The sequence below is a fragment of the Gorillibacterium timonense genome, assembly GCF_001457415.1.
Classification (GTDB): Bacteria; Bacillota; Bacilli; order Paenibacillales; family NBRC-103111; genus Gorillibacterium; species Gorillibacterium timonense.
In genome coordinates this window covers 824,157-847,501 of the sequence record NZ_LN881723.1, presented here as the reverse complement: position 1 = coordinate 847,501, position 23,345 = coordinate 824,157, and the positions used below count along the sequence as shown (strand labels likewise).

Below are 23,345 nucleotides of genomic sequence, written 5' to 3'. Positions count from 1 at the left end.
ATAGACCTATTCCTGTCAATGAGAGAAGCCAAGTTGTCACGAGTCTGTAAAATTGAAAATTAAAGGGAGAAGTGTGAGACAATTATCATTGACGAGTGGCTGGATTGACGCATTGATGCATCATTGAGTTAACGTGTCGAAGAATGGAGCCGAGTCTTTTCGGAGAAAGGCTGCTCCTGAGGGTACAGAGAGACTGGAGAACCGTAATCCAAAGACTCACGAGAATGCGGAGGGCGGGCTCTGAAACGTGTAACGGGCGCTCTAAGGCACAGAGGGCATTGCATGTCATCGGTCAAGACTATGATCATTTACACGGGGCAATACTAGCCAAGAACATGTCGACTCAAACGTTGGTTTCTGCAATCGGTTTATACGAGCATTGTCCCAGGTTCATTCCGAATTCGCAGCGAAACTCTATCGAAGGAGGCCCTCTCCTATGAAAATCATTTGGCTCTATGGAGTTCTGTTGTTGCTCGCATCCGCCATGGTCGTCTTCATCGATTTGCTGTCCGGGATGAGTTGGTTTTCGGTGTTTCACCCTATTCTCTATCTCTTTCGCACCACATCGATCCAAGAGTCCATCGCCATCGTTTGCTTTCTGGTCGCTCCACTTGTGGCTGCCTGGGCAGATACGCGCAAGAAAAAGCACAATCGGAGGACGAAAGGCTAATCCGTTGTTATCTTCGTATCGGCATGGGTACGATCGACATTACGGCTTCACCGGTAAAGTCCGAATTTCGTCCGTACCCGGTCGACCACAGCCAGAATGGCTGGTATAAGCACATTCGTAACCGGCAAAATGTAGGCCATGGCCACTTTTCCTTCATCCAGATGGATGACGTAATTTTCGGCACTGATGAGAGAGGTAAACAGAAGAACCACGCCGATCGGAACCGCCAACATCCGGAAATCCTGAACGTGAAATAGGTCTGCCGCCAGGATGCAGGCGCCAAAACAATAAGCCGTCGCCTTAAAAAAGACACAAATGATCATGGCCAGCATAACGAATGCATCGAGGCGCTGAATGAAATTCGCTACATTCACGAGCGAAATGGTGGTGAACAGAGGAAACGTCGTTCGTCCGTAGATGTCCTCGCCGAGTACGGATATTTCGATCGCATGCGTGAAGCTGAGGAGCAAACCGCTTGTCAACATCGCAAGCAAACCCGTTTTCCTCGCGGATTTCGATTTCGATAGATAGGGCAGCAGGATTGAGAAGAGGAGGGTCTCCCCAAAGGGGAACAACCAGATATCGGGGTAGGCCGAACTCAGCGCTCCTTTCCAGTCCTGCATATGCAGAGGGAACAGGTTGTGCAGCTTCACCAGACCGGATGCGATCACGACAAAATTGCAGATGATTCCAATCATAGCGATGACGAAAAGATAGATTTCAGATGTTCTTCCGAAGACGTTGACCCCCTTCCTCATGAAATAAACAATCGCGATAACCATTATCGCGTTCATGAACAGGATCGGTGTTTGGTCGTAATAGGCGGATAGCAGGAGATTTCCCGATTCCCGTAAATTTCGGGAACCGTTCAGCAAAAAAAATGAAATGTACAACAGACTCAGCGCAAAACCGATCCACTTGCCCATTATCTTTTGCATGCAGCTGCTGAAGCTTGCACCCGGATGCCGGCGATGTAAATCGCTGAAAATCAAAAATAACAGCAAACCACCGGGAAGTGCGAGCAAAATGGACAACCAGATGGCGTGCCCGCTCTCCAGTCCGATTGGAACCACAAGCGCCGTCCCGAGTTCAAACAAGATCATCAAGGCGAAAAGCTGTTTGGGGCTGATCGTTTCATTTGTCATCCGTCAGAACACTCCAGACGAGAGCGGAAAGCCGCTCGCGGTTATTTTGCGGAATAGGGATTTAATCTCATTCCGGTGGTGCGGATATGCGCTTCGACAGCGACATCGAGTACTCCGCTTGCGAAGGCGGAATCCCAATTCTCCCCAACCTTTTTCCACTCTGCCGGATGAGCTCGTTTCAATTCGTTGCCGAACTTAAAGGGATCGCTCTCTTTCTCCTGAGCGGCTTGAATCGTCCGGATAACCTCGTCTTTCGTCTTCTTTTCCAGCTTTCTCTCCAGGATGGCGATGGTTTTCCGGTCGCTCAGGTTTACATCGAGCTTGGTTTCCGTTATATTCCCTTCCTCCAGGATGCTTACTTGAAAATGGGGAACGCCTCCCCGCATGCTCACCTTGACGTTTGTCTTCGAAGAGAAAATGTTGACGGCAATTGCTTCTGCTTGATCTTGATTGTCGATGTTTACAACGGTTTCCTTCAGCTTGTCCAAAACCGTCAAGGTTCCTCTGGCCTCATGACCGTCGACCCAGCGCGTCAATTTCCCTTTTTTAAACACACCCATACCGCTCATGACGACGACGGAAGGCAGCTCCGTTTGTTCCAAGTCCTTTTTTTTCTTGCCACCTTCTTTGTCTCCGATAATCCGGACGCCGCTTATGATCGTGTCCCCTTCTCCCGTAAGCTGCTGGATGACCTCCATGACGTCGACACTGTTGTTTTCTCCCCAAACCTTGGATGTGATCTGGTTTTTTTTTACTACTCCAATCGAAGGAACATTGTCCGCCGGAAGCAAAATCTTTAAGATAGACGCGGCATCCGTTCCCCTTGAAACAAGTACGGCCGTGTTCAGCCGGAGTTCATGCGAGCGTTCGAAAATGTCAAAAACGGTTCCCAGACCGTCCTTTGCTAACTCTTCTCCAAGGATCACGAGCTGGCAGTGAGCAAAGAAAAGCTGCCGGGATGTTTTCTTCGAGGCTTTGCGCAAAGCTCCAAACAACGTTTTGTCGGTGGCGGTGTTTATGATGATTCCCGCCCCTCCCACGGAGCTTTCCGGCTTGGATGAAGTGGACGATGGAAGTACGATTTGGAACGAGACGCGATATCCCTCTTGATTGTCCAGCTTGTCGATTCCGAGGCCGCTCACGATCGCGAGGGTATTCAACTCCCTGCTGTTCCAGCAACCCGTGAGCAGGAGAGATAGGCATAGGAAAAGGACAAATCCGCGCCTCCATCGGGCCTTCATCTGGGACCACCTTTTCCCGTACCGTTCTTCGTCCCTTGGTTAGCCGATTTCGATAACGCCTTATGGGAGCGAATTAGCGTATCCGATTGGCCCTTTGAAGAGAAGGGAGCTAGCGGAGACAGATAGGGGGTTCCCAAGAATTGAAGGCTGCACAGATGGGCGCTCAGAATCAAGCCAGCGATAACAATCCCGAAAAGTCCCATAAAACCGGCGGCAAACATGATGAAAAACCGAAGCATTCGCACAGATAAAGCCATGTTGAACGCTGGGGTTGCAAAGCTAGAGATGCCCGTTACGGAAACGACAATGACCATGGCCGAGGATACGATTCCTGCCTGAACCGCGGCCTGCCCGAGCACCAAGCCCCCAATGATGGACACCGTTTGTCCGATGGAGGAAGGCAAACGAATACCGGCCTCGCGGATGACCTCAAATGTGATTTCCATCAGCAGGGCCTCGATGAAGATGGGAAAAGGAACACCCTCCCGCTGTGAGGCCAAGCTGATCAAGAGCGGAGTAGGGATCATCTCCTGGTGATAATTGAGCGCGGCAATGAAAAGGGCGGGTCCGAATAACGAAATAAACAGGCAGATGATCCGCAGCAGCCGAAGCAGGGAAGAGATGTCGTAACGCTGATAGTAATCCTCAACGGTATGAAAAAACATGAAGAACGTCGTCGGTGCAATCAGCACAAAGGGGGTTCCGTTTACAAAAATAGCGATTCGCCCCTCCAGCAGATTTCCGGCTACACTATCCGGCCGCTCGGTATTGAACATCGTCGGGAACGGGGAGTATTTGTTTTCTTCAATCAATTGTTCAATGTAGCCGGATTCAAGAATGGAGTCGGTACGGATCGCTTCCAGCTTGGTTTTCAAGTCCCGCACCTGCTTTTCGTCTGCAATTCCATGAATGTACATGATGGACACATCGGTTTGGGTTACCGAGCCGATCTTCATCGATTCCAGCCATAAAGCAGGATTCTTGATGCGTTTGCGCACTAGCGCAATATTCGTTCCGATCGATTCCGTGAAGGCTTCCTTGGGGCCACGAATCGCAACCTGAGTGGACGCTTCGGTGACCGCTCTTTCTTCCATCCCACTTGTATCGGCACCGATGGCTTGGCTCATTCCATCAACAAGGACTACCGTTAATCCGCCAAGTAGAGCTTCACCTAATTCCGTGAAATTCGAAATGACGACTTCCTTGCCATAACGGAACGCCGCTGCTTTCACTTGACGAAAAACAGGCGCACCCGCTTCCGATTCGGTGGATTCTTTGAGAATCGTTTCGGAGGCTAGAGCTTGCCCCACAAAGGAATCGATCAGCTGCTTGTTCGTAACACCCGCGATGTATACTACTGCGACTTGGACAGGGAGGCTCATCCCATCCTGACTCCGAATGATCAGATCGGAGCTATTCCCAAATGCAGACTTGAGCTGCGCGATAGTTGCATCGAGATCTGAGGAGAGAGGAAGGTGTCGAATGCTCTCTGGATTCGCTGTAGGATGTTCCATCTCTGTCACCTCTTGGGCATACTATTTGCTGCTGGCCCATTTTTATTCAAACTCTGGGAAAAAGACCCACACATCGGCAAGTAAAGGTACACATTTGTTCGTGAAAATCGGAGAATTCTCTAGCATTTTGCAGAAAAACGCTGACAAGCTTTACATATCTTTAAGAATTTGTGGGCAAATGCTTGCGAAACCCGAAATAATCCCGGTATTTGTCCGAATTTATTGCTATTGCATACCATTATAGGTATAATCAATTTTGTTTGTTGGAAAGCAAAGCCCTATTGAACTGGAGGAATGCTATTTTGGGAAAGGCGTTGATTATTGGCGCTGGCGGCGTAGCGAGTGTAGTCGTACACAAATGCTGCCAGAATCCGGACGTATTTGAGGAAATTTGCATCGCGAGCAGGACGAAGGAGAAGTGCGACGCCCTGAAAGCCAAGCTTGACGGAGGACGCACGAAGATCCAAACTGCTCAACTGGACGCCGATAACACGGATGAGGTCATCGCCCTGATCCGCAGCTTTCAGCCGGATGTGGTCATCAATGTCGCTCTTCCTTATCAGGATCTGAGCATCATGGACGCCTGCCTGGCAACCAAAGTCCACTATGTGGACACGGCCAATTACGAACCGCCCGATACGCCGAAATTCGAATACAAATGGCAATGGGCTTACCGGGAAAAGTTCGAGCAAGCGGGAATCACCGCTCTTCTTGGCAGCGGCTTCGACCCGGGGGTAACCGGCGTTTTTTGCGCGTATGCTCAAAAGCATCATTTTGACGAAATTCATTCCATCGATATTCTGGACGCCAACGGCGGCGATCACGGCTATCCCTTCGCCACGAATTTCAACCCGGAGATCAACATCCGCGAAATTACGGCGAACGGCCGCTATTATGAAGACGGCAAATGGATCGAAACCGCTCCGCTGTCCGTCAAGCAGACGTACGATTTCGACCAGATCGGTCCGAAGAATATTTACCTTTTGTATCATGAAGAGCTTGAATCGCTTGCGGTTAACATAAAAGGTCTGAAACGCATCCGCTTCTGGATGACGTTCTCGGACAACTACCTGAATCACTTGAAGGTGTTGGAAAATGTCGGCATGACCTCCATTGAGCCGATTAAGTTCGAGGGTCAAGAGATCATCCCGCTGCATTTCCTGAAAGCGATCCTGCCGGACCCGGCGTCCCTCGGACCGCGCACGAAGGGCAAGACCAACATCGGCTGCATCATTCGCGGCGTGAAGGACGGCAAGGAAAAGACCTACTACGTCTACAACGTCTGCGACCATCAGGAAGCTTACGCAGAAGTCGGCTCCCAGGCCATCTCCTATACGACCGGCGTCCCGGCCATGATCGGCGCGATGCTGATTCTCCAAGGCGTTTGGAAGAAGCCCGGCGTCTACAACGTGGAAGAGTTCGATCCGGACCCGTATATGGACGCTCTGAACAAGCACGGACTGCCTTGGCAGGAAGAACTCTCGCCCGTCATGCTTGACGAGGTGAAATAATGGACATCGACATCCGTTCGCTGCCTTCACCTAGCTACCTCGTTGACGAACGGCTGATTCGCCGCAACCTGGAGATTTTGAAGTCTGTGCAGGACCGCACGGGCGCGAGCATTTTGCTCGCCCAAAAAGGCTTCTCGATGTTCGAGCTCTATCCGCTTATCGGGGAATACCTGAAGGGCGTCACGTCCAGCTCCCTGTTCGAAGCTCGCCTCGGCTACGAGGAGATGAGCAAGGAGGTTCACGTCTACGCTCCCGCATATGTGGACAGTGAATTCGACGAGATCCTGACGTATTCCGATCACATCGTCTTCAATTCGTTTGACCAATGGAATCGGTTCAAGGATAAGGTACAAGCGCATCCGAAGAAGATCTCCTGCGGCATCCGCGTCAATCCGGAATATTCGGAGGTGGCGACGCCGCTGTATGATCCGTGCTATGCCTTTTCCCGGCTCGGCGTCACGCGGGCCAATTTCCGTCCGGAGGAGCTGGAGGGGCTCGACGGCCTTCACTTCCATGCCCTCTGCGAGCAGAACTCCGATACGCTGGAGCGGACGCTTGCCGCGGTGGAGGAGAAGTTCGGGGAGTTCCTACCCGGCATGAAATGGCTGAACTTCGGCGGCGGGCATCACATCACCCGCCCGGATTACGATATCGAGCGGCTCATCCGCTGCATCACGCATATCCAGGATAAGTACGGCGTACATGTCTATCTGGAGCCGGGAGAGGCGATCGCGCTGAACACCGGGTACCTGGTGACGACGGTGCTGGATACGATCGACAACGGCATGAACCTGGCCATTCTCGACACCTCCGCCACCTGCCACATGCCGGATGTGCTGGAGATGCCGTATCGCCCGACCATCATCGGTGCGGGCGCGGCCGGCGAATTCGCCCATACGTACCGCCTCGGCGGGCTGACCTGCCTGGCCGGCGACGTGATCGGCGACTATTCGTTCCCGGAGCCGCTGAAAGCCGGTGACAAGCTCGTCTTCACGGATATGGCGCATTACACGATGGTCAAGAATCACATGTTCAACGGCGTGAACCTGCCGTCCATCGCCCTCTATCAAGAGGGGAAGGGCATCAAGGTCGTCCGCAGCTTCCAGTACGAAGATTACCGTAACCGGCTGTCCTGAACAGGTGGTCGAACATAACGAAGCGCCTTCCCGAATCGATCGGGAAGGCGCTTTTTTTGGATTATTCCTCTTTGTTTGATCCTTCATTTATCCACAGTTCAAGGGTTTCAGCTAACGCCAGCTGTTGAGATAAGATGCTTTTTCCCGTTTGAGGAATATGAGGTTTCAAAGCGATGTTTTCAACGATTTGCTCTTTTAAAATCGTAATCTTGTCTTTGATTTGGGATAGGTAGTGATCCTTCGTTTCCTCAGGGACTAAATCAAGATTCATGATGACGGAATTAAAATCCAAAAAAAGATTTACGGGTTGCTCCGACATCTTCCTCATTAGATTCAGGAAGTATTCTTCTCCTTTCGCCGTGATGCTGTAAACGGCCTTTTCCGGCATTTTTCCCGCTTTCATCACATCACCTTCGATGTATCCCTTATCCTCCAATTGAATAACCTTCTTGTAAATGGAAGGAGTGCTGACTTTGATGAAGCTGGAAAGGTTTCGATGGGCTAATTCCTTTTGGATATCATAAGCCCCCTGTGGTTGCTGTTTAACGAGACCTAAAACGACCAAATCAATGGCTGACATGATGTACCCCTCCGAGCATTGCTATCATTAAAATTAGTATAAAAGGTATTCGTGTCATTGACAAAATACTATAAATTATACTAGTGTAAAATATAGCAAAAATCAATGTGAAATTCTCCATTCTTCACATGAAGCTTGGAACCACAAGGAGGATAAACCATGAAACGGTACGACAATTTTTTTCTGGGTGTTGATAACCTCGGAGAAGCACAGGAATTCTATGGACAGGTTTTAGGTTTGGAGCTGAAATTTAATTTTGCTGAAAAAAGAATGGCAGCTTTCAATGTGGGAGAAGAAGAACCCGCGATCATTCTAAAGGAAAAAAGCGTTTATAAGGATGTAAAGCCCACCATTTGGTTTGTCGTTGAAGATGTACATACCGAATGCAAAAAATTAGCGGATAGGGGCGTAGAATTTTTATCAGAGCCCTTTAGCATCATGACTGGAATGGCCGTGGAATTTGAAGACCCATTTGGAAATCGACTGGGAATAACCGATTATTCTAAGCAGATTCAGAAGTAACGAAAGCCGGTTGCGACCTCCTTTACATGAAGAGTGAAAAGGAGGTATAATCAAACTCATAATTAGTACCAGATACTAATACCAACTACTAAAAAGGCGGTGGCAGAGATGGGGGACGGCGCCAGAGTAACCGCGATCGGCACCTACGTGCCCAAGCGGGTGCTGAGCAACTTTGACTTGGAACAGCTGGTGGAGACGAACGACGAATGGATCGTCCAGCGGACGGGAATCCGGGAGCGGCGAATCAGTCGGCCGGACGAATTCACGAGTGATATGGGCGTGGTCGCCGTGCAGGATCTCATGCGGCGGTACGGAAAGGAGATCCGCGATGTCGACCTCGTGCTTGTAGCCACGAGCACGGCGGACTTTCCCTTCCCGTCGACGGCGGCCATTCTCCAGCATCGGCTGGAGATATCGCCTGCGGCCGGAGCAATCGATCTCAGTGCGGCCTGCGCCGGCTTCGTCTATGCCCTGCACATGGCTCATGCGCAGGTGGCGTCCGGCCTGCATCGTAAAGTGCTGGTCGTGGGAGCGGACGCTCTGTCCAAGATCACGGATTATCAGGACCGCAGCACCTGCATTCTGTTCGGCGACGGAGCGGGGGCGGTGCTGGTAGAGAGCGACGAGACCGATCATTTTCTGGCCCATCATCTGGGCAGCGACGGCGGCGGAGCCCATCATGTGTACCGCGCCGGTTTGGCCGCGAAGGTAAATGAAATTGAGCTGTCGAACAGCGGTCGGTTGGTGCAGAACGGTCGCGAGGTGTTCCGCTGGGCGGTTCGAACGGTGCCGCAAGGGGTTCAGGAGCTTTTGCGAAAGGCGAATGTCTCTATGGAGCAGGTGGACTGGTTCATTCCGCACAGCGCCAATCTGCGGATGATCGAACCCATCTGCGAGCGTCTGAACTATCCGCTGGAGAGGGCGCTGTACAGCCTCGTCGAGTTTGGCAACACCTCCGCCGCGAGCATTCCATTGGCACTCGATCTCGGCATTCGCGCGGGGAAAGTTCGGAACGGAGACACGGCGCTTCTCTATGGCTTCGGCAGCGGGCTGACGCATGCCAGCCAACTGCTCAAGCTGGATCTGGACCCCATGGTAGGAGCGCCCAGCCCCTTGTAATCGGAACCGGAGTGGAACGTCTGTTAGTTCGATGAACCTTCTATAAAGACAAACAGGAAGAATCCCCACCTTGTGTGAAGGAACATGGTGGGGATTTTTTCCGTAAACCTTTTAAAAAACGAGGATAACGCCTTCTACCCGAACTCCTCCCGTTCCAATATTGGAGATTCTGAGCCGGAAGGACCCGGCAGGAAGAACGAATGGCAGGACGACGATGCGGGTCCCCGTCACGGTAATGCTGTTCGTCACTGGCAAGCCGGTCACCGCATTGACGAATTGATACCGGACGACAGGAGTGGCGGTACTGCCGGCCGCCCGGCTTTGGGATACGATCACTTCACCTGTGTTTACGAGTCGTGTTAACCGGAAGGATCGGGTAACGACCGAAGTCCCTGGGAAAATCGTAACGAATAGAAATGTGATCAGCTGACGGATGGTGGTGGTGCTCTGTTTCAGGGCCAATCGAAGGGAACCTTTCATGGTTTCACCTCCGTTCAGTTGGTATAGGGATTCGACAACGTTTTTACGTTCTCAACATGATCGTTATTAGGTTGCGGACTCCCCTATTGAAAAGGATATGTGAAATCATCTATTTGGCTTAGACTTACGAGAAAGATAGTTGAATGATCGGTGATGGAAAAGATAGTCCAAAGGGTACGCTTATCTTGTGAGACATAAGCTTAGTTGAAATGCGAATATTGTTGAAGTCGTAGGAGAATCGTTGTCTTTTCGCCTCTTGGATTTGTAGGTAAAATGGGGATTGTAACCCGCTTCAATCAATCCGAATCCGAGGTGCGACATGCCGAAAAAATTAAGCTATACCCCGCCGGAGAACGGTTATCCTGAATGGAACAACAATCCGGACATCTTCCAGATCGGTCGGATGGATGCTCATGCGTTCTTCCTGCCCTATCCCACGGAGGAAGAGGCGCGGAAGAACGACCGGGCCGCGACGCCATTCGTCCATTCGCTGAACGGCGATTGGAAATTCCATTTCTCCGAGAATCCGGACAGCCGACCTGTTGATTTTTACAAGGAAGGCTTCGACGCTTCCGCTTGGAGCACCATCCCGGTGCCTTCCCATTGGCAGCTGCAGGGTTACGATTTCCCGCAGTACACCAATATTATTTACCCTTGGGTGGGGCATGAGGATCTAAAGCCGCCTTTCGCGCCGACCCGATACAACCCAGTCGGGTCTTACCTCCGCACCTTTACGGTTCCACATGAGTGGAACGGCCAGCCGGTCTTTATCAGCTTCCAGGGAGTGGAATCAGCCTTTTATGTCTGGTTGAATGGAGATCTTGTCGGCTACAGCGAGGATACGTTCACGCCTGCCGAATTTGACCTGACGCCTTATCTGGTGGAAGGGGAGAACAAGCTCGCCGTTGAAGTATACCGCTGGTGCGACGCGAGCTGGCTGGAGGATCAAGACTTTTGGCGTCTGTCCGGGATCTTCCGCGACGTGTACCTCTACACGCGGAAGAATGTTCATCTCTATGACTTCTTCGCCGTCCCTGCACTCGATTCGGAGTATCGGGACGGTACGCTCCGAATCAAAGCACAGGTGCGCAATTATGACGAAACGGATCACGGCTTCGTTCAGCTCGCATGTACCCTCTATGACGGCAAGGGCATTCCGGTTGAGGAAGCTCGGGTCTCTCATAAATTCCGGGCAGCCGGCAAAGGCAAGCAGGAATTCGAGCTTTCCATCGCCGTGGAGAATCCGTTGAAGTGGAGTGCCGAACAGCCGAATCTGTACACACTCGCCTTCGCGTTGAGTGATGAACAAGGCGCTTTGATCGAGGCGGCTTCTCAGCGCGTCGGGTTCCGCACCTTCGAGATCAAGGACGGCCTCATGCGCATCAACGGGGAGAGGATCGTGTTCAAGGGCGTTAACCGGCATGAATTCAGCTGCGACAAGGGTCGCTCGGTAGGGCCGGAAGACATGCTGCGCGATATTCGGCTGATGAAGCGCCATAACATCAACGCGGTCCGCACATCCCATTACCCGAATCATCCGCGTTGGTACGACCTGTGCGATCAATATGGCCTCTACGTGATCGACGAGACGAATTTGGAGACGCACGGAAGCTGGGCGTACGGCCAGCCGGAGCAGGATGAACGCGATACGGTGCCGGGCAGCAAACCGGAATGGACGGCCAATGTCCTTGACCGTTGTAACTCGATGCTCCAGCGGGACAAAAACCACCCGTCCATCGTCATCTGGTCGCTCGGCAACGAATCGTGGGGCGGGCACAACTTCATCCGCATGCACGATTTCCTTAAGGTGGCGGACCCGAGCCGGATCGTCCACTACGAAGGCGTGGGCCAACATCGGGCGAGCGAGGCGGCAAGCGACATGGAGAGCCATATGTACACCTCGCCCGCCAATGTGGAACAGTACGCGCAAATGGAGCGTTTCAATCCGATGCTGCGTCACCTGGGCAACGGCGCCGTCCGCAAGCCGTTCATCCTCTGCGAGTACAGCCATGCGATGGGAAACTCGGTAGGCGGCTTGTTCAAATATGCCGAGCTGTTCGACAAGTATCCGATTCTGCAAGGAGGCTTTATCTGGGACTGGATTGATCAGGCGATCCGCACCAAGACTCCGGATGGAATCGAATACTTGGCTTATGGCGGCGATTTCGGCGAGACGCCGAACGACGGCAACTTTTGCGGGAACGGACTGATCTTTGCCGACGGCACTCCTTCCCCTAAGCTCGCGGAAGTGAAGGCGGTCTATCAGAACATTCGGTTCCAAGCAGTTGATTTGAAGAAGGGAGCCGTGCGGGTGACCAATCGCTTCCTGTTCACCGATCTGGACGAGTTCGAGTTCGTCTGCACCCTGGAACGAAACGGGGAGCTCGTGGAGGAGCGAAGCGGCAGCTATTCTCTGGCTCCACAAGAGGAGGAGACCCTTTTCTTCTCCTGGCCGCAGCCGGAAGCCGCAAAGCCGGGAGATGAATACGTGGTTACGCTGAAGGTCGTCCAGAAGGAAGATACGCTTTGGGCGCTTAAGGGTCACGCGGTTGCCGTCGGTCAATTCGTGCTGCCGGTGCCTGTGGCTGCGAAGCAAGCTGCGGAGGGGCTTCATAACACGGCAAACACGACAGCAGAGGCAAAGCTTGAGATGGGCAGTAAAGGCGGGCGAAGAACTGTACAAGGAGAAGACTTCTTCCTTGCCTTCGACGAAGCGACAGGCGAGCTTGAATCCTTCCAGGTGCAAGGAACCGAGCTGCTTGCCGATGGAGAGGGACCGACTCCTTATTTCTGGCGTCCCTATACCGACAATGACCGCGGCAACGGGCACCATGAGCGCTGTGCGGTCTGGAGGAACGCCGGGGCGGAACGCCTGCCGGTCAGCGTCCAATTCGACGCTTCCGGCGCGGCACTCACCGTCCGTCAGGAGTTTCTTCTGCCGGAGGCCGCGCAATCGCAGGTACGGGTGACCTACACCGTTACCCCCGATGGTCTTGTCCGAGTTCGCCAGGAGCTCACACCCGGACCGGGGCTGCCGGAGATTCCGGCCGTCGGGATGAGATTCCATCTGGATGGGAGCTTCGATCGACTGGAATGGTATGGCCGAGGTCCGGAGGAGAATTACTGGGACCGGAACACTGGAACGTTTATCGGCAAATACGCCTCAACCGTGGCGGAGCAGGTCACCCCGTATCTTCGACCTCAAGAGTGCGGGAACAAGACCGATGTTCGGTATGCCCGGCTCACGAACGCGGCCGGAATCGGTTTGGACATCCACGGCTGCCCTTACGTTGAGCTGTCGGCATTGCCCTACACACCGGAAGAGCTGGAGTCGCACGACCACGCCTACAAGCTACCGGTCAGCAGCCGGACGGTCGTCCGGGTGAACGACAAGCAGATGGGAGTGGGGGGCGATGATTCCTGGGGAGCGCGGACTCATCCGGAATTTACTCTCCATGCCAATCGGACTTATGTGTATGAATACACGCTGAAAGGGATTGCCCGCTAACTAGCGCGGGTTTACAGCCCTCTAGCCATCGAGACAACCGAGCTGAATCGGCCGAAAATCCGGTTGCAGACATGCCTCGGGTTAAGAGCATCGGGCCTTCTGAACCGCTTAACGTCGTGGAGACGCGACATAAGCCGGACAGAAGGCCCTTTTTGTTAGACGAAAATTCGACAAGATTCTGATCTATTCCCGTCGACCATATTTTGCTAGACTTGAGAGAACCACGAAACTAAGGAGAAGATTATGCGCCGTCGTCCTATTTTGTCGATTACTCGATTCATGACCATCCTGATCATTAGCGCTCTGCTGGGCCAACTCCTGCCTCCAAGCCGTGTTCACGCGGAAGGAGTGATCTTTGGAGATTCACTCGTGGAGCAGGTGGTACGCCAGAATTTAGCTAAGGAAGAAGGTCCGATCACCGAAGCCGATCTTCGGCAGCTGGACTATTTGACCATTCCGACCACGGACCACAAGGTGAAGTCGCTGAAAGGGCTGGAGGGAGCCGTAAACATCCAATCTCTGGATCTGGACAACGGCGAGATATCGGATCTCAGCCCCCTGTCCGGAATGAAGAAGCTGGTCCGCATCTCCTTGCACAGCAATCAAGTCACGAATTTGTCTCCGCTGGCTTCGCTAACGGATTTGAAGCACATTGATCTCTATGAGAATAAGGTCAAGGATCTCACTCCACTGAAGGGACTCGTGAAGCTAAAGAGCCTTTCGCTCAGCCTGAATCAGGTCTCGGATCTGTCTCCTCTGGCTTCGCTAACCGAATTGACGAGCCTGGAACTATACAGCAATCCCTACAAGACGATCGCTCCTCTTGGAGGGTTGGTGAAGCTGGAGACGCTTGTCCTGGGAGGCAGCGAGATTTCTGATCTGACGCCGTTGTCCTCGTTGACAGCACTCAAGAAACTGAACCTGTATAACAGCAAGATTAAGGATGTGTCGCCGCTCGGCAGCCTTGGCAAGCTGGAATGGCTGTCGCTTTCCACGAACCTCATCCAAAGCATAGAGCCCTTGCGTTCCCTTGTATCGTTGAAAGAAGTCCGTATGGATGGCAACGAAATCCGGGACCTTTCACCAATCGTTGATCTTCCGCAGCTTACCTATGTCGCGGCGAGCAACAACTACCTGGATTTGAACGCCAAGGAAACGAAGGCGGTCCTGGATTCCCTGCGCAAACGGGGCGTCGATGTCTCGGAGGTTTCCTCCAAGCAAAAAGAGGACATGACCAACCCCGCCAATCAGCATGCTCTCCGTCTGGACTGGTCCTCGCTCGATAACCTGTATGAACGGTATATCAACACGTTTGCTTATGGGAACGGCATCTACGTCATGCCGGTCTCCGGCGGGTACGTGAAGACATCCAAGGATGGGCTCAATTGGAAGCAAACGTACACCGGGATCAATGATTCGTTTATCACGATCATTTGGGGAAACAACATGTTCATGGGCTTCCGCGAAGCGGGACTCAGCACAAGTGTGTGGACTTCCAAGGACGGAGTCACCTGGACAAAGAATGAGAAGGATATTCCGGCACGCTTCCTCCACAGCGCGGTTTGGAACGGCAAGAGGTATGTCATGACCGGCGGGACAATGTCCAGAGGAATTATCGTCAGCTCGGAAGATGGATTAACCTGGACCGAGCGCAAATCGAATGTGGACATGGATTTGAAGGCGGTCGCGTGGGGAAATGGCACGTTTGTGGCTCAAGCCTATGAAGGAGGGCTAGCTGCGGTATCCAAGGACGGCATCACCTGGAAAAAGGTGAAGACCAACCAGCCCAACTACGAGCAGATGTGGTCGATGGCCTATGGCGGCGGCAATTTCGTAGCAGTAGGGGAAGCCACCATCATGATCTCGAAGGATGGGGTGAAGTGGACCAGCGTTCCGACGAAGACGTTTTGGAACAAAATCTTCTGGGCGAAAGACCGCTTCTACGCCTATGGCTTTGAATACATCAACTATGCCACCGATGAAACCAAGCTGATCAACAGCACCTCCAAGGACGGGAAAACCTGGAGCGCAGCCGGGTTCATGAATTCCCCTGTGCAGACTCCGTTCGTCACCCTGCACAACGGCAAGCAGTATATCACCGTGACCGCGAAGGGCATTCAAGCTTCCACGGACGGCATGAACTGGAAGCAAACGTTGAAATATCCCTTCGAGATGCCCAGCGCTTTGATGGACAGTGCGGTCGGAAACGGCAAGCTGGTCATGGTGGGAGGGTACCACGATACTCTTGGCTATGTGAATGCCAGCAACCAGGCGTCTGTTCAACTGAATGCTTCCGGCAAATGGACGTCGGCTAGCGTCAAGAAGACGTTCCCGCTCAACAATGTCGTTTGGACGGGGAAGGACTTTTTCGCAGTCGGTGATTCCGGTAAAATGATGACTTCCACGGACGGGCTGAACTGGACCGCCCTGGTCTCCCCGACCAAGGTTGACTTGACCAAGGCTTTGCTAACGAGTAATGGTACGTATTACGTAACCGGCGAGGAGGGGCTGATCATGACCTCCAAGGATCGCAAAAAATGGACCGTGCTCAAAACGGGTGTAACCAAGACGATCAACTCGATCGAAACAAACGGAAAAACGTTCGTTGCGGTCGGAAAAGAGGGGCTTATCCTCACCTCGGACGATGGGGTGAAGTGGAGCCAGGTCAAGGCCGTGCATAAGGGAGACAATTATGACGTGGTATGGGGGAATGGCAAATTCGTCATTTCGACCTCCAGCCTCTACGTGAATGTCGATTATTCGGTCGCTCTCTATTCCACGGACGGAAAGAAATGGAAAGCCGTTTCGTTTATCGATGGCTATCGCTATCGCGGAGCAGGCAGCGCGCAGTTCGGGGTATCTTTTATCGACAACCTGTTTGTTGCGGTCGGAAGCGAAGGGTCCATCTTCCTGTCGGATGATGCCGAGCATTGGACGAAGCAGACGGTTATGACGAATGAAAGGTGGTTCTATGCAGCCGAGTTCCAGGGTAAGGTCTACGTCTTCGGCGACGCGGGCAAAATCATTGTGGCCGATCTCAAGTCCCTTCGCCGCAGCGCAGAGTAAAGGAGGAGCCTAGCAGTAGATTCGTTTAGGCTAAGGCTCATAAACAACCAAAATGCAGTCCGCTTCTGATGATGGAGCGGCTGCATTTTATTATGCGTATCGAGTACTCTGTCGGCCTTAATCGTGTGGATACGAAGCGGCGCTAATCGGAATGGGAAGGGGAGCGAAAGCCACGGCTTTTGAGTTCACAACGGACTGGTTAGGAAAGGGTAAGGTCATTTCTTGTTCTTGGCCAGGCTGCGGCGGAGGATGCGGTATCCAAGCGGGTCGAGCGGAATGGAAAGCTTGCCTTGATAGGTGGTAACCTTCTCGCCGGAGAGGGCGTCCACCCAATCGTTGGTCTCAATGGGATGGTCGAGGGTGGTCGGCCCGATCGTGTTGTTCATCCAGATCAGAAAATGGCTCTCCTCGTCGATCCGCTCATATACGATCCGCATGTCGTTCATGTCCGCCTTCAGAAAGCGGAAGCGTCCGTCGCGCAGCACCTTGTTCCCCTTGCGGAGGTTGATCAACAGCTTGTAGAAGTCGTACAGCTCGTTGTCCTGCTTCTTCGGGTCCCATTCCATACAGACGCGGCAGGCGGGGTCCGCGCCGCCCTTCAGGCCGACTTCATCTCCATAGAAAATGCAGGGCGTGCCGATGTACGTCATCAGGAATACGATAGCCAGCTTCAGCTTGCGCTTGTCCTCGTTGCAGATCGTAAGCGCCCTCGGCGTATCATGGCTGCACAGGAGATTGAAGATGACTTCATTGGCTTGCTGCGGGTAGCGCATCAGAAGACAGCCCATGTTGTTCGCAAACGTGAAGCCGTCGACCTGGCCGGAGACAAAGAACTCCAGCACCCGGTTGGAGAACGGGTAGTTCATGACCGAATCGAATTGATCGCCGAGCAGCCAGTTGATGGAATCATTCCAGACTTCTCCGATGATATAGGCTTCCGGATTGGCCTCCTTCACCACTCGGCGGAACGAGCGCCAGAAATGGTGATCGATTTCGTTGGCGACATCGAGCCGCCAGCCGTCCAGCTTGATCTCCTCGATCCAAAAACGAGCGACATCGAGCAGGTATTCCTTCACCTCGCGATTCGCCGTGTTGAATTTAGGCATATTGCCATAAAAGCCGAAGGTATCATAACTGGGAATGCCCTCCTTGACCGCGATGGGAAATTCCCGTACGTAGAACCAGTCCGCGAATTTGGAGTCCTTGCCCTTCTCCCGGACATCCTTGAAGGCGAAGAAGTTTTCGCCGCAGTGATTGAACACGGCATCCAGAACGACGCGGATTCCCCGTTTGTGGCATTCTTCCACCAGCTTTTTGAGCAGCTCATTAGTACCAAAATGCGGATCGACGTTCTTATAATCCACCGTGTCATATTTATGGTTGGATGGCGCTTCGAAGAGCGGAGTGAAATAGATGGCGTTGACGCCGAGGTCGAGCAAGTAGTCGAGCTTGTTCAGGACACCCTGCAGGTCTCCGCCCATGCGGTTGCCGTAATCGGGTGCCGTTCCCCATGGCTGCACTTCCTTGGGATCGTTCGACGGGTCTCCATTGCAGAAGCGGTCGGGGAAGATTTGATAGAAGATCGCATCCTTGGCCCATTCCGGCGGAGTAAAGACATCCACCTCGTGGATGTAGGAGTATTCGAAATACCCCCCCGGCGGAGTCGGCTCATTGTGGGTGATGCCGTTCTCGATCATCCAGACGGTTTCGTTTCCGGCGGTGATTTTGAAGCCATAGTTCATCCGTTTGAACAGGGGACGGAATCGACCTTCCCAATAATCGAACAGGGCATCCGAGGCTGTTTTTTGCAGGGGCTCCGTCTTCACCGTTCGGCCCCATGCGTATTTGTCGCCGGTGATGGCATAGACCTGCTCCACATCATTCCGTTTCGTTCGGAATCGCAGGTGAATGGTGCGGCTATCGTAGGCGTAAGCCCAGTTGTTTTTGGTGCCGTGATAAAAAGCCTCTAAGTGCATAATGGGTCATCTCCTCGAACAGGTATGCTGAGCGGATGGGTGAGTTGGCGGCCTTGATCATCGTGTCGTGCAAGTACGAATCAGCCCGAATCATGCGGATAAGTGCAATTTCGGAATCGGACACGCGGCGTATGTAGGAAGGACTTCGCTCGCAGATTGGGCTGTCTCTTAAGTACCTATACCCGCATTGGACAAGTTCAGAATCAGCGGTCGGATTGCACAGAAACAGCGACAAACGTACAATAGGAAAAAGAATCAGGTGGACGAAGAGGAGAAATGGATGATGGCGGAAGCATGGTATGAGAAAAGCTTTGGACAGGATTACCTGCTCGTTTATAAGCATCGTGATATGATGGGCGCTCAAGCAGAGGCGAGCCGGATGACGGGCTGGCTGCATTTAGACCCTGGGTCTCATGTATTCGATCTGTGCTGCGGCATGGGCAGGCATTCGCTTGCCTTAGCCGAGGAAGGCTACCGGGTAACCGGGATGGATCTGTCGGACGTGCTGCTTGAGGAAGCGCGGCGTTTGGATGTCCGTCATCAGGTTGAATGGGTAAAGGGCGACATGCGCGCGGTTCCACTGGAAGGCCCGTTCGATGCGGTGGTGAACCTGTTCACTTCATTCGGTTACTTTGAGACCGATGCGGAGAACGGAGCCGTTCTGCGAGAAATCGGACGCCTCTTGCGTCCAGGAGGTCGATTTCTGCTCGACTTCATGAACGCGCGATATGTAGAACGGAATCTGGTTCCCTACTCGGAGCGGCAGGACGGAGCGGTCACCATCCGGGAAAGCCGCTCGATCGAGAGCGGATTCGTCTTCAAGCGGATCGTCTTGTCCGAACCGGGGAAACCGGAGCGGAACTATCTGGAACGGGTGAGGCTCTATGGAAAGGATGACTTTGAGCGGCTGCTGGCCGGAACGGGTCTCATCCTCGATCAAGTCCACGGCGATTATGAGAGCGGAGCTTACTCCGAAGAGGACTCCAAGCGGCTGATTCTGGTCGGAACGCGGGAGGACAAGTAGATGGCGGGGAGAGCCCTCTATGATCGCCCCGGCGACGAATCGATTATCCGCGTCCGCATCCCGCTGCCGTTTCCGCTGCGCTGGGTCAACAGCTATGTGCTGCCGGATGCGGCCGGGACCGGCTGGTCGTTGATCGATCCCGGTTTAAACACTCCGGAAGCGCGCAGCTTATGGGATCAAATCTTGAGTGAGCTGGGCTTAGCTGTGGATCGTCTCTCGCAGGTGGTGCTGACCCATCATCACCCGGATCATTACGGGCTGGCCGGGTGGTTTCAAGAGAAGAGCGGCGCGCCGGTCTTCTTATCGCCGGAAGGGCGAAGGCAGACCGAGCGGCTCTGGAGAGGCGATGCTCCGCTGACGGAAGAGACGCTTCGACTCTTCGAGAGGCACGGGCTTGCGAAGGCGAAGCTCCCGGAGCTTCGGGATCACCTGGATAGCTTCATCCCGCAGGTTTCCCCGCAGCCGACGATTACGGAGCTTGGCGCGGGGGAGATGATCCGCATGGGCGGCTGGGAGTGGGAGGCGATCCATACTCCCGGTCATGCATTCGGGCATCTGTGTTTCTATCAGGTGGAGGAACAATTGCTGTTCGCAGGAGATCATGTGCTGCCGCGTATATCGCCTAATATCAGCTATATCCCCGGTGAGGACGCGAATCCGCTGGACTCCTACTTGAAGGCGCTGCAGGATATTGCCGAGCGGCCAGTGCGGCTCGTCTACCCGGGCCATCGCGATCCGTTTGCGAATTTGGCGGAGCGGGCAGGCGAATTGATCCTCCATCATGAAGAGCGACTTCGGAAGATGACTGCGATGATGGATGAACCGAAAACAGCTTATGAGCTGAGCGAAGCTTACTTCGGCCGCGAACTGACGATCCATACGCTCCGGTTTGCCCTTTCGGAGACGATCGCTCACTTGAACTACCTGGAAGCTCAAGGGAACGTCCGAAAGGAAGAGCGAGCAGGAAAGCTGATTTACCATGCGGCAAAAGCCCGGACTTAACCGGGCTTTTGCCTATTAGCGTGTCACACGGTGGAATCCGGAACGGTCTTCTTGTCCGGTCAATCCGTAGAAGCCGTGAGAGTGGGGACAGCTGCATCTCCGCTGCGCTCTTGTTCCGCCTTCGCCTGCTGCCGGTGAGCGATGTAGCTGCAGGCCGATGCGGCGATGGCGCCGACGAGATCGTCGAGGAAGGTGTGGCATTCGTTATCCGTCTTGTCGTTCAGCTTGGCGAGAATACCCGGCTTCAGCTTATCCAGGTAACCGTAATTGGTAAACCCGATGCTGCCATATACGTTGACGATGGACAAGGCCAGCACCTCGTCGCAGCCGAACAGCTTCTCGTCGTTCTCGATGAGCTCCTGAAGCGGCGATTCGAGCGTTCCCGCTTCGGCAAGCCGATCCAGCTGAATGCCGAGAAGAACGGCGTTCTGCACCTCGCGCTTGGAGAGGACTCTATTCACGGCAGCCAAGCATTCCTCCTCCGTGAGCTGCGGGTAGTATTCCCTCTGTGCGTCCAGCACGAGCTTTGCGATCTGTTCCAGCTTGACCCCCCGTTCCGAAAGCCATTCTCTCGCCGCTTTCTCCACCTTCGCACTGTCCAGATTGTATTTGACCGCCATTCCGATTCCTCCTTGTGCGGACGTTCTTCGTGCGTGCAATCCCCCTTACATTGTGAGCCAAATCCGGTTATAAAATGCGCCGGGGCTCGTATACATAGAAGGGAAACAAGCACGATATCATGGATCCAAGGAGGAATTATCCGATGAAATTCGGCAAACCCGTCTGCATCCTCTCCGCCGCATTCGCGCTCAGCTTGGCCGCAAGCGGCTGCTCGTTCCGCACCGATGAGTCCCAAGCCATCGATCCGCCTCCGAATGAGGCGGCCGTCATGATGAACCAAACGGAGAATGCCACGTCAGGGGGACAAGCCCTCGCTGCCGGAACGGCCGCCGAGCTGTATGTGAAGGATTCCGGAGGCTTCGTCATTCCGGTCAGCGTACCGCTTCCGGACACGGGCAATCGTCCGCTCACTGCGGTTCAATACCTGATCGATGGCGGGCCGGGAACGGCTCTACTCCCGAAGGGATTTACCTCCCTCCTTCCGAAGGGAACGAAGGTGCTCGGCTTGTCCGTGGACAAAAAGAGTACAGCGACGGTCAACCTGTCGGCGGAATTCACCCATTACAACGCCGTCGATGAACGCAGAATCCTGGAGGCGTTAACCTGGACGTTGACCGGCTTTCCCGGCATCGAGAAGGTCAAGCTGCTGGTGGAAGGCCAACCCATGCCGGAGATGCCCGAGCAGGCTACTCCGCTCGACCAGCCTCTTGACCGCAGTATGGGTATCAACCTGGAAATCGCGCCAGGTGTGAACCCGGGGAGATCCTCGGCGGTGGTGCTGTATTTTACCAACCGGACAGAGGACCAATTCGGCTATTATGTTCCGGTGACGAGGCTCACAAACCGAACGAACGATATCGCCAAAGCGACGCTGGAGGAGTTGGTTAAGGGGCCGGATGTTGCAACCGGACTCATGACCGCACTATCCGCGGATACGAAGGTTCTTGGCGTGAATGAGGCCGATGACCGGTCTGTCATCAGCGCTGACCTCGGGAGCGCCTTCCTTGACAAGGATCAGAAGGCGTCGCCGGAGGCGGTGGAGGCGGTCGTGCTTTCGCTCACGGAGAACACGAAGGCCAAGCAGGTTCAGCTGTCCGTAAACGGGAAGCCGGCGGTGAGCGCAGCAGATAACAAGGCGTATACGGAACCGGTCGAACGGCCGGAGACGATTAATCCCTACAAGAGCTGAGCTTGAAGAGCGAGGGCGCTGACAAAGCGTTAGTCTTACACCTTGATCGTGTGGATACGAAACGGAATTGATCAGCAGGGGAGCCGGATGCAGATCCCTTCGGTTAAGAGTTGTTGAGTACTGCTGAATAATTGGCGGCCTTGGCTGTAAACTAGTTGGTACAGCCTGTCGGGAACGGGCTTTCGATCGGGAGGAGAGGCGGATTCCCATCCGGGGATGCTTTTCCTCCCTTGCTTTGGTAAAATAGCGAATGAAGCGCGGCGCGTCTCCTTACGACGTGCCAGGAAAGATGGAGGATTAAGCATGAGACATGACGGAAGAGAGCAGAATCAAGTCCGGCCGGTGAGCCTTACGCCGAACTTCAACAAACATGCAGAAGGCTCGGTACTGATTGAAGTCGGAGACACGAAGGTCATCTGCACCGCAACGGTCGAAGAGCGGGTGCCCCCCTTTATGAAGGGACAGGGCAAGGGCTGGGTGACAGCGGAATATTCGATGCTGCCCCGCGCCACTCAGACCCGCAACCAGCGGGAAGCGGCCAAAGGCAAGCTGGGCGGCCGCACAATGGAAATTCAACGGCTGATCGGCCGCGCGCTTCGCTCGGTCGTCGATTTGGAGAAACTCGGCGAGCGGACACTGACACTTGATTGCGATGTCATTCAAGCCGATGGCGGTACGCGGACGACCTCGATCACGGGAGCGTTCGTCGCGATGGTCCAGGCCATTCATAAATTGCACGAGGTGAAGCCGTTCGCCAAGTTCCCAGTGACGGATTTCCTCGCATCCATCAGCGTGGGCATCGTCAGCGAAACCCCGCTGCTTGATTTGAACTACGAGGAGGATTCCAAGGCCAAGGTCGATATGAACGTCGTCATGACCGGCAGCGGCAAATTCGTCGAAGTTCAGGGAACCGGCGAGGAGTCGCCATTCAGCCGACAGGAGCTGGAAGAGCTGCTGAAGCTCGCCGAGCATGGAATTCTGTCGGTGATTGAAGAACAGAAGAAGGCGCTGGGAGCTCTGGCGGATCTGATCGGAGGTTGA

At 53.8% G+C, this 23,345-nt stretch carries 18 protein-coding genes; 11 read left to right on the top strand and 7 right to left on the bottom strand.

Annotated elements, in window-relative coordinates; all coding sequences use genetic code 11:
* Positions 1-436 precede the first annotated feature (436 nt).
* Positions 437-670, top strand: coding sequence for a YczF family membrane protein (locus tag BN2684_RS11485; protein WP_058302285.1), 234 nt, complete (start codon positions 437-439; stop codon positions 668-670).
* A gap of 47 nt (positions 671-717) precedes the next feature.
* Here BN2684_RS11485 and BN2684_RS11480 read toward each other — a convergent pair whose 3' ends face one another.
* From BN2684_RS11480 to BN2684_RS11470, 3 genes are read right to left on the bottom strand one after another with little or no spacing between them, the layout of a single operon-like run.
* The gene (locus tag BN2684_RS11480; protein WP_058302284.1) at positions 718-1,815 is read right to left on the bottom strand and encodes a GerAB/ArcD/ProY family transporter; all 1,098 of its coding nucleotides are present in this window, start codon (positions 1,813-1,815) and stop codon (positions 718-720) included.
* 41 nt (positions 1,816-1,856) lie between these two features.
* Positions 1,857-3,056 (bottom strand): Ger(x)C family spore germination protein, encoded by a 1,200-nt coding sequence (locus tag BN2684_RS11475; protein WP_058302283.1) that lies wholly within the window; start codon positions 3,054-3,056, stop codon positions 1,857-1,859.
* Entirely contained in the window at positions 3,053-4,570 is a 1,518-nt protein-coding gene (locus BN2684_RS11470) for a spore germination protein (RefSeq protein ID WP_058302282.1), read from the bottom strand. Before BN2684_RS11470 ends, BN2684_RS11475 begins: the two co-directional genes overlap by 4 nt.
* A 302-nt stretch (positions 4,571-4,872) precedes the next feature.
* Between BN2684_RS11470 and BN2684_RS11465 the strand changes: the two genes are divergently transcribed.
* Positions 4,873-6,081, top strand: a complete 1,209-nt coding sequence (locus BN2684_RS11465) for a saccharopine dehydrogenase family protein (RefSeq protein ID WP_058302281.1) — start codon at positions 4,873-4,875, stop codon at positions 6,079-6,081.
* Complete coding sequence (gene nspC, locus BN2684_RS11460) at positions 6,081-7,217, top strand: carboxynorspermidine decarboxylase (RefSeq protein ID WP_058302280.1); 1,137 nt, start codon at positions 6,081-6,083, stop codon at positions 7,215-7,217. Before BN2684_RS11465 ends, nspC begins: the two co-directional genes overlap by 1 nt.
* A gap of 61 nt (positions 7,218-7,278) precedes the next feature.
* Here the strand turns inward: nspC and BN2684_RS11455 are convergent, their stop codons facing one another.
* On the bottom strand, positions 7,279-7,797 hold the full coding sequence (locus BN2684_RS11455; protein WP_058302279.1) for a PadR family transcriptional regulator: 519 nt from the start codon (positions 7,795-7,797) through the stop codon (positions 7,279-7,281).
* 159 nt (positions 7,798-7,956) lie between these two features.
* Between BN2684_RS11455 and BN2684_RS11450 the strand changes: the two genes are divergently transcribed.
* Positions 7,957-8,319, top strand: a complete 363-nt coding sequence (locus BN2684_RS11450) for a VOC family protein (RefSeq protein ID WP_058302278.1) — start codon at positions 7,957-7,959, stop codon at positions 8,317-8,319.
* Between the two features lie 108 nt (positions 8,320-8,427).
* Positions 8,428-9,438, top strand: coding sequence for a ketoacyl-ACP synthase III (locus BN2684_RS11445; protein ID WP_058302277.1), 1,011 nt, complete (start codon positions 8,428-8,430; stop codon positions 9,436-9,438).
* Positions 9,439-9,549: 111 nt separating this feature from the next.
* Here the strand turns inward: BN2684_RS11445 and BN2684_RS11440 are convergent, their stop codons facing one another.
* Positions 9,550-9,918 (bottom strand): hypothetical protein, encoded by a 369-nt coding sequence (locus BN2684_RS11440; protein WP_058302276.1) that lies wholly within the window; start codon positions 9,916-9,918, stop codon positions 9,550-9,552.
* 319 nt (positions 9,919-10,237) lie between these two features.
* On the opposite strand from BN2684_RS11440, the gene BN2684_RS11435 reads away from it, so the two are divergent.
* Together BN2684_RS11435 and BN2684_RS11430 are read left to right on the top strand one after the other, a co-directional pair.
* The gene (locus BN2684_RS11435; RefSeq protein WP_058302275.1) at positions 10,238-13,426 is read left to right on the top strand and encodes a beta-galactosidase, LacZ type; all 3,189 of its coding nucleotides are present in this window, start codon (positions 10,238-10,240) and stop codon (positions 13,424-13,426) included.
* 243 nt (positions 13,427-13,669) lie between these two features.
* Positions 13,670-16,492 carry a leucine-rich repeat domain-containing protein gene (locus BN2684_RS11430; RefSeq protein ID WP_058302274.1) on the top strand — a complete coding sequence of 941 codons (2,823 nt, stop codon included), beginning with the start codon at positions 13,670-13,672 and terminating at the stop codon, positions 16,490-16,492.
* A gap of 215 nt (positions 16,493-16,707) precedes the next feature.
* On the opposite strand, the gene BN2684_RS11425 is transcribed toward BN2684_RS11430, so the two are convergent.
* Positions 16,708-18,468 carry an alpha-glycosidase gene (locus BN2684_RS11425; RefSeq protein WP_058302273.1) on the bottom strand — a complete coding sequence of 587 codons (1,761 nt, stop codon included), beginning with the start codon at positions 18,466-18,468 and terminating at the stop codon, positions 16,708-16,710.
* A gap of 283 nt (positions 18,469-18,751) precedes the next feature.
* Between BN2684_RS11425 and BN2684_RS11420 the strand changes: the two genes are divergently transcribed.
* Positions 18,752-19,492 (top strand): SAM-dependent methyltransferase, encoded by a 741-nt coding sequence (locus BN2684_RS11420; RefSeq protein ID WP_058302272.1) that lies wholly within the window; start codon positions 18,752-18,754, stop codon positions 19,490-19,492.
* The gene (locus BN2684_RS11415) at positions 19,493-20,494 is read left to right on the top strand and encodes an MBL fold metallo-hydrolase (protein WP_058302271.1); all 1,002 of its coding nucleotides are present in this window, start codon (positions 19,493-19,495) and stop codon (positions 20,492-20,494) included.
* Positions 20,495-20,553: 59 nt separating this feature from the next.
* Here BN2684_RS11415 and BN2684_RS11410 read toward each other — a convergent pair whose 3' ends face one another.
* Positions 20,554-21,114, bottom strand: a complete 561-nt coding sequence (locus BN2684_RS11410) for a phosphatidylglycerophosphatase A family protein (protein WP_058302270.1) — start codon at positions 21,112-21,114, stop codon at positions 20,554-20,556.
* A gap of 143 nt (positions 21,115-21,257) precedes the next feature.
* Between BN2684_RS11410 and BN2684_RS11405 the strand changes: the two genes are divergently transcribed.
* Both BN2684_RS11405 and rph read left to right on the top strand, forming a co-directional pair.
* Positions 21,258-22,304, top strand: a complete 1,047-nt coding sequence (locus BN2684_RS11405) for a GerMN domain-containing protein (protein WP_058302269.1) — start codon at positions 21,258-21,260, stop codon at positions 22,302-22,304.
* Between the two features lie 303 nt (positions 22,305-22,607).
* The gene (gene rph / locus BN2684_RS11400) at positions 22,608-23,345 is read left to right on the top strand and encodes a ribonuclease PH (RefSeq protein WP_058302268.1); all 738 of its coding nucleotides are present in this window, start codon (positions 22,608-22,610) and stop codon (positions 23,343-23,345) included.

Coding starts and splice junctions, on each gene's coding strand:
- BN2684_RS11470 (WP_058302282.1), bottom strand. CDS start 4,570: ATGGAACATCCTACAGCGAATCCAGAGAGCATTCGACACCTTCCTCTC.
- BN2684_RS11445 (WP_058302277.1), top strand. CDS start 8,428: ATGGGGGACGGCGCCAGAGTAACCGCGATCGGCACCTACGTGCCCAAG.
- BN2684_RS11450 (WP_058302278.1), top strand. CDS start 7,957: ATGAAACGGTACGACAATTTTTTTCTGGGTGTTGATAACCTCGGAGAA.
- rph (WP_058302268.1), top strand. CDS start 22,608: ATGAGACATGACGGAAGAGAGCAGAATCAAGTCCGGCCGGTGAGCCTT.
- BN2684_RS11475 (WP_058302283.1), bottom strand. CDS start 3,056: ATGAAGGCCCGATGGAGGCGCGGATTTGTCCTTTTCCTATGCCTATCT.
- BN2684_RS11430 (WP_058302274.1), top strand. CDS start 13,670: ATGCGCCGTCGTCCTATTTTGTCGATTACTCGATTCATGACCATCCTG.
- BN2684_RS11405 (WP_058302269.1), top strand. CDS start 21,258: ATGAAATTCGGCAAACCCGTCTGCATCCTCTCCGCCGCATTCGCGCTC.
- BN2684_RS11455 (WP_058302279.1), bottom strand. CDS start 7,797: ATGTCAGCCATTGATTTGGTCGTTTTAGGTCTCGTTAAACAGCAACCA.
- nspC (WP_058302280.1), top strand. CDS start 6,081: ATGGACATCGACATCCGTTCGCTGCCTTCACCTAGCTACCTCGTTGAC.
- BN2684_RS11415 (WP_058302271.1), top strand. CDS start 19,493: ATGGCGGGGAGAGCCCTCTATGATCGCCCCGGCGACGAATCGATTATC.
- BN2684_RS11485 (WP_058302285.1), top strand. CDS start 437: ATGAAAATCATTTGGCTCTATGGAGTTCTGTTGTTGCTCGCATCCGCC.
- BN2684_RS11425 (WP_058302273.1), bottom strand. CDS start 18,468: ATGCACTTAGAGGCTTTTTATCACGGCACCAAAAACAACTGGGCTTAC.
- BN2684_RS11440 (WP_058302276.1), bottom strand. CDS start 9,918: ATGAAAGGTTCCCTTCGATTGGCCCTGAAACAGAGCACCACCACCATC.
- BN2684_RS11420 (WP_058302272.1), top strand. CDS start 18,752: ATGGCGGAAGCATGGTATGAGAAAAGCTTTGGACAGGATTACCTGCTC.
- BN2684_RS11410 (WP_058302270.1), bottom strand. CDS start 21,114: ATGGCGGTCAAATACAATCTGGACAGTGCGAAGGTGGAGAAAGCGGCG.
- BN2684_RS11435 (WP_058302275.1), top strand. CDS start 10,238: ATGCCGAAAAAATTAAGCTATACCCCGCCGGAGAACGGTTATCCTGAA.
- BN2684_RS11480 (WP_058302284.1), bottom strand. CDS start 1,815: ATGACAAATGAAACGATCAGCCCCAAACAGCTTTTCGCCTTGATGATC.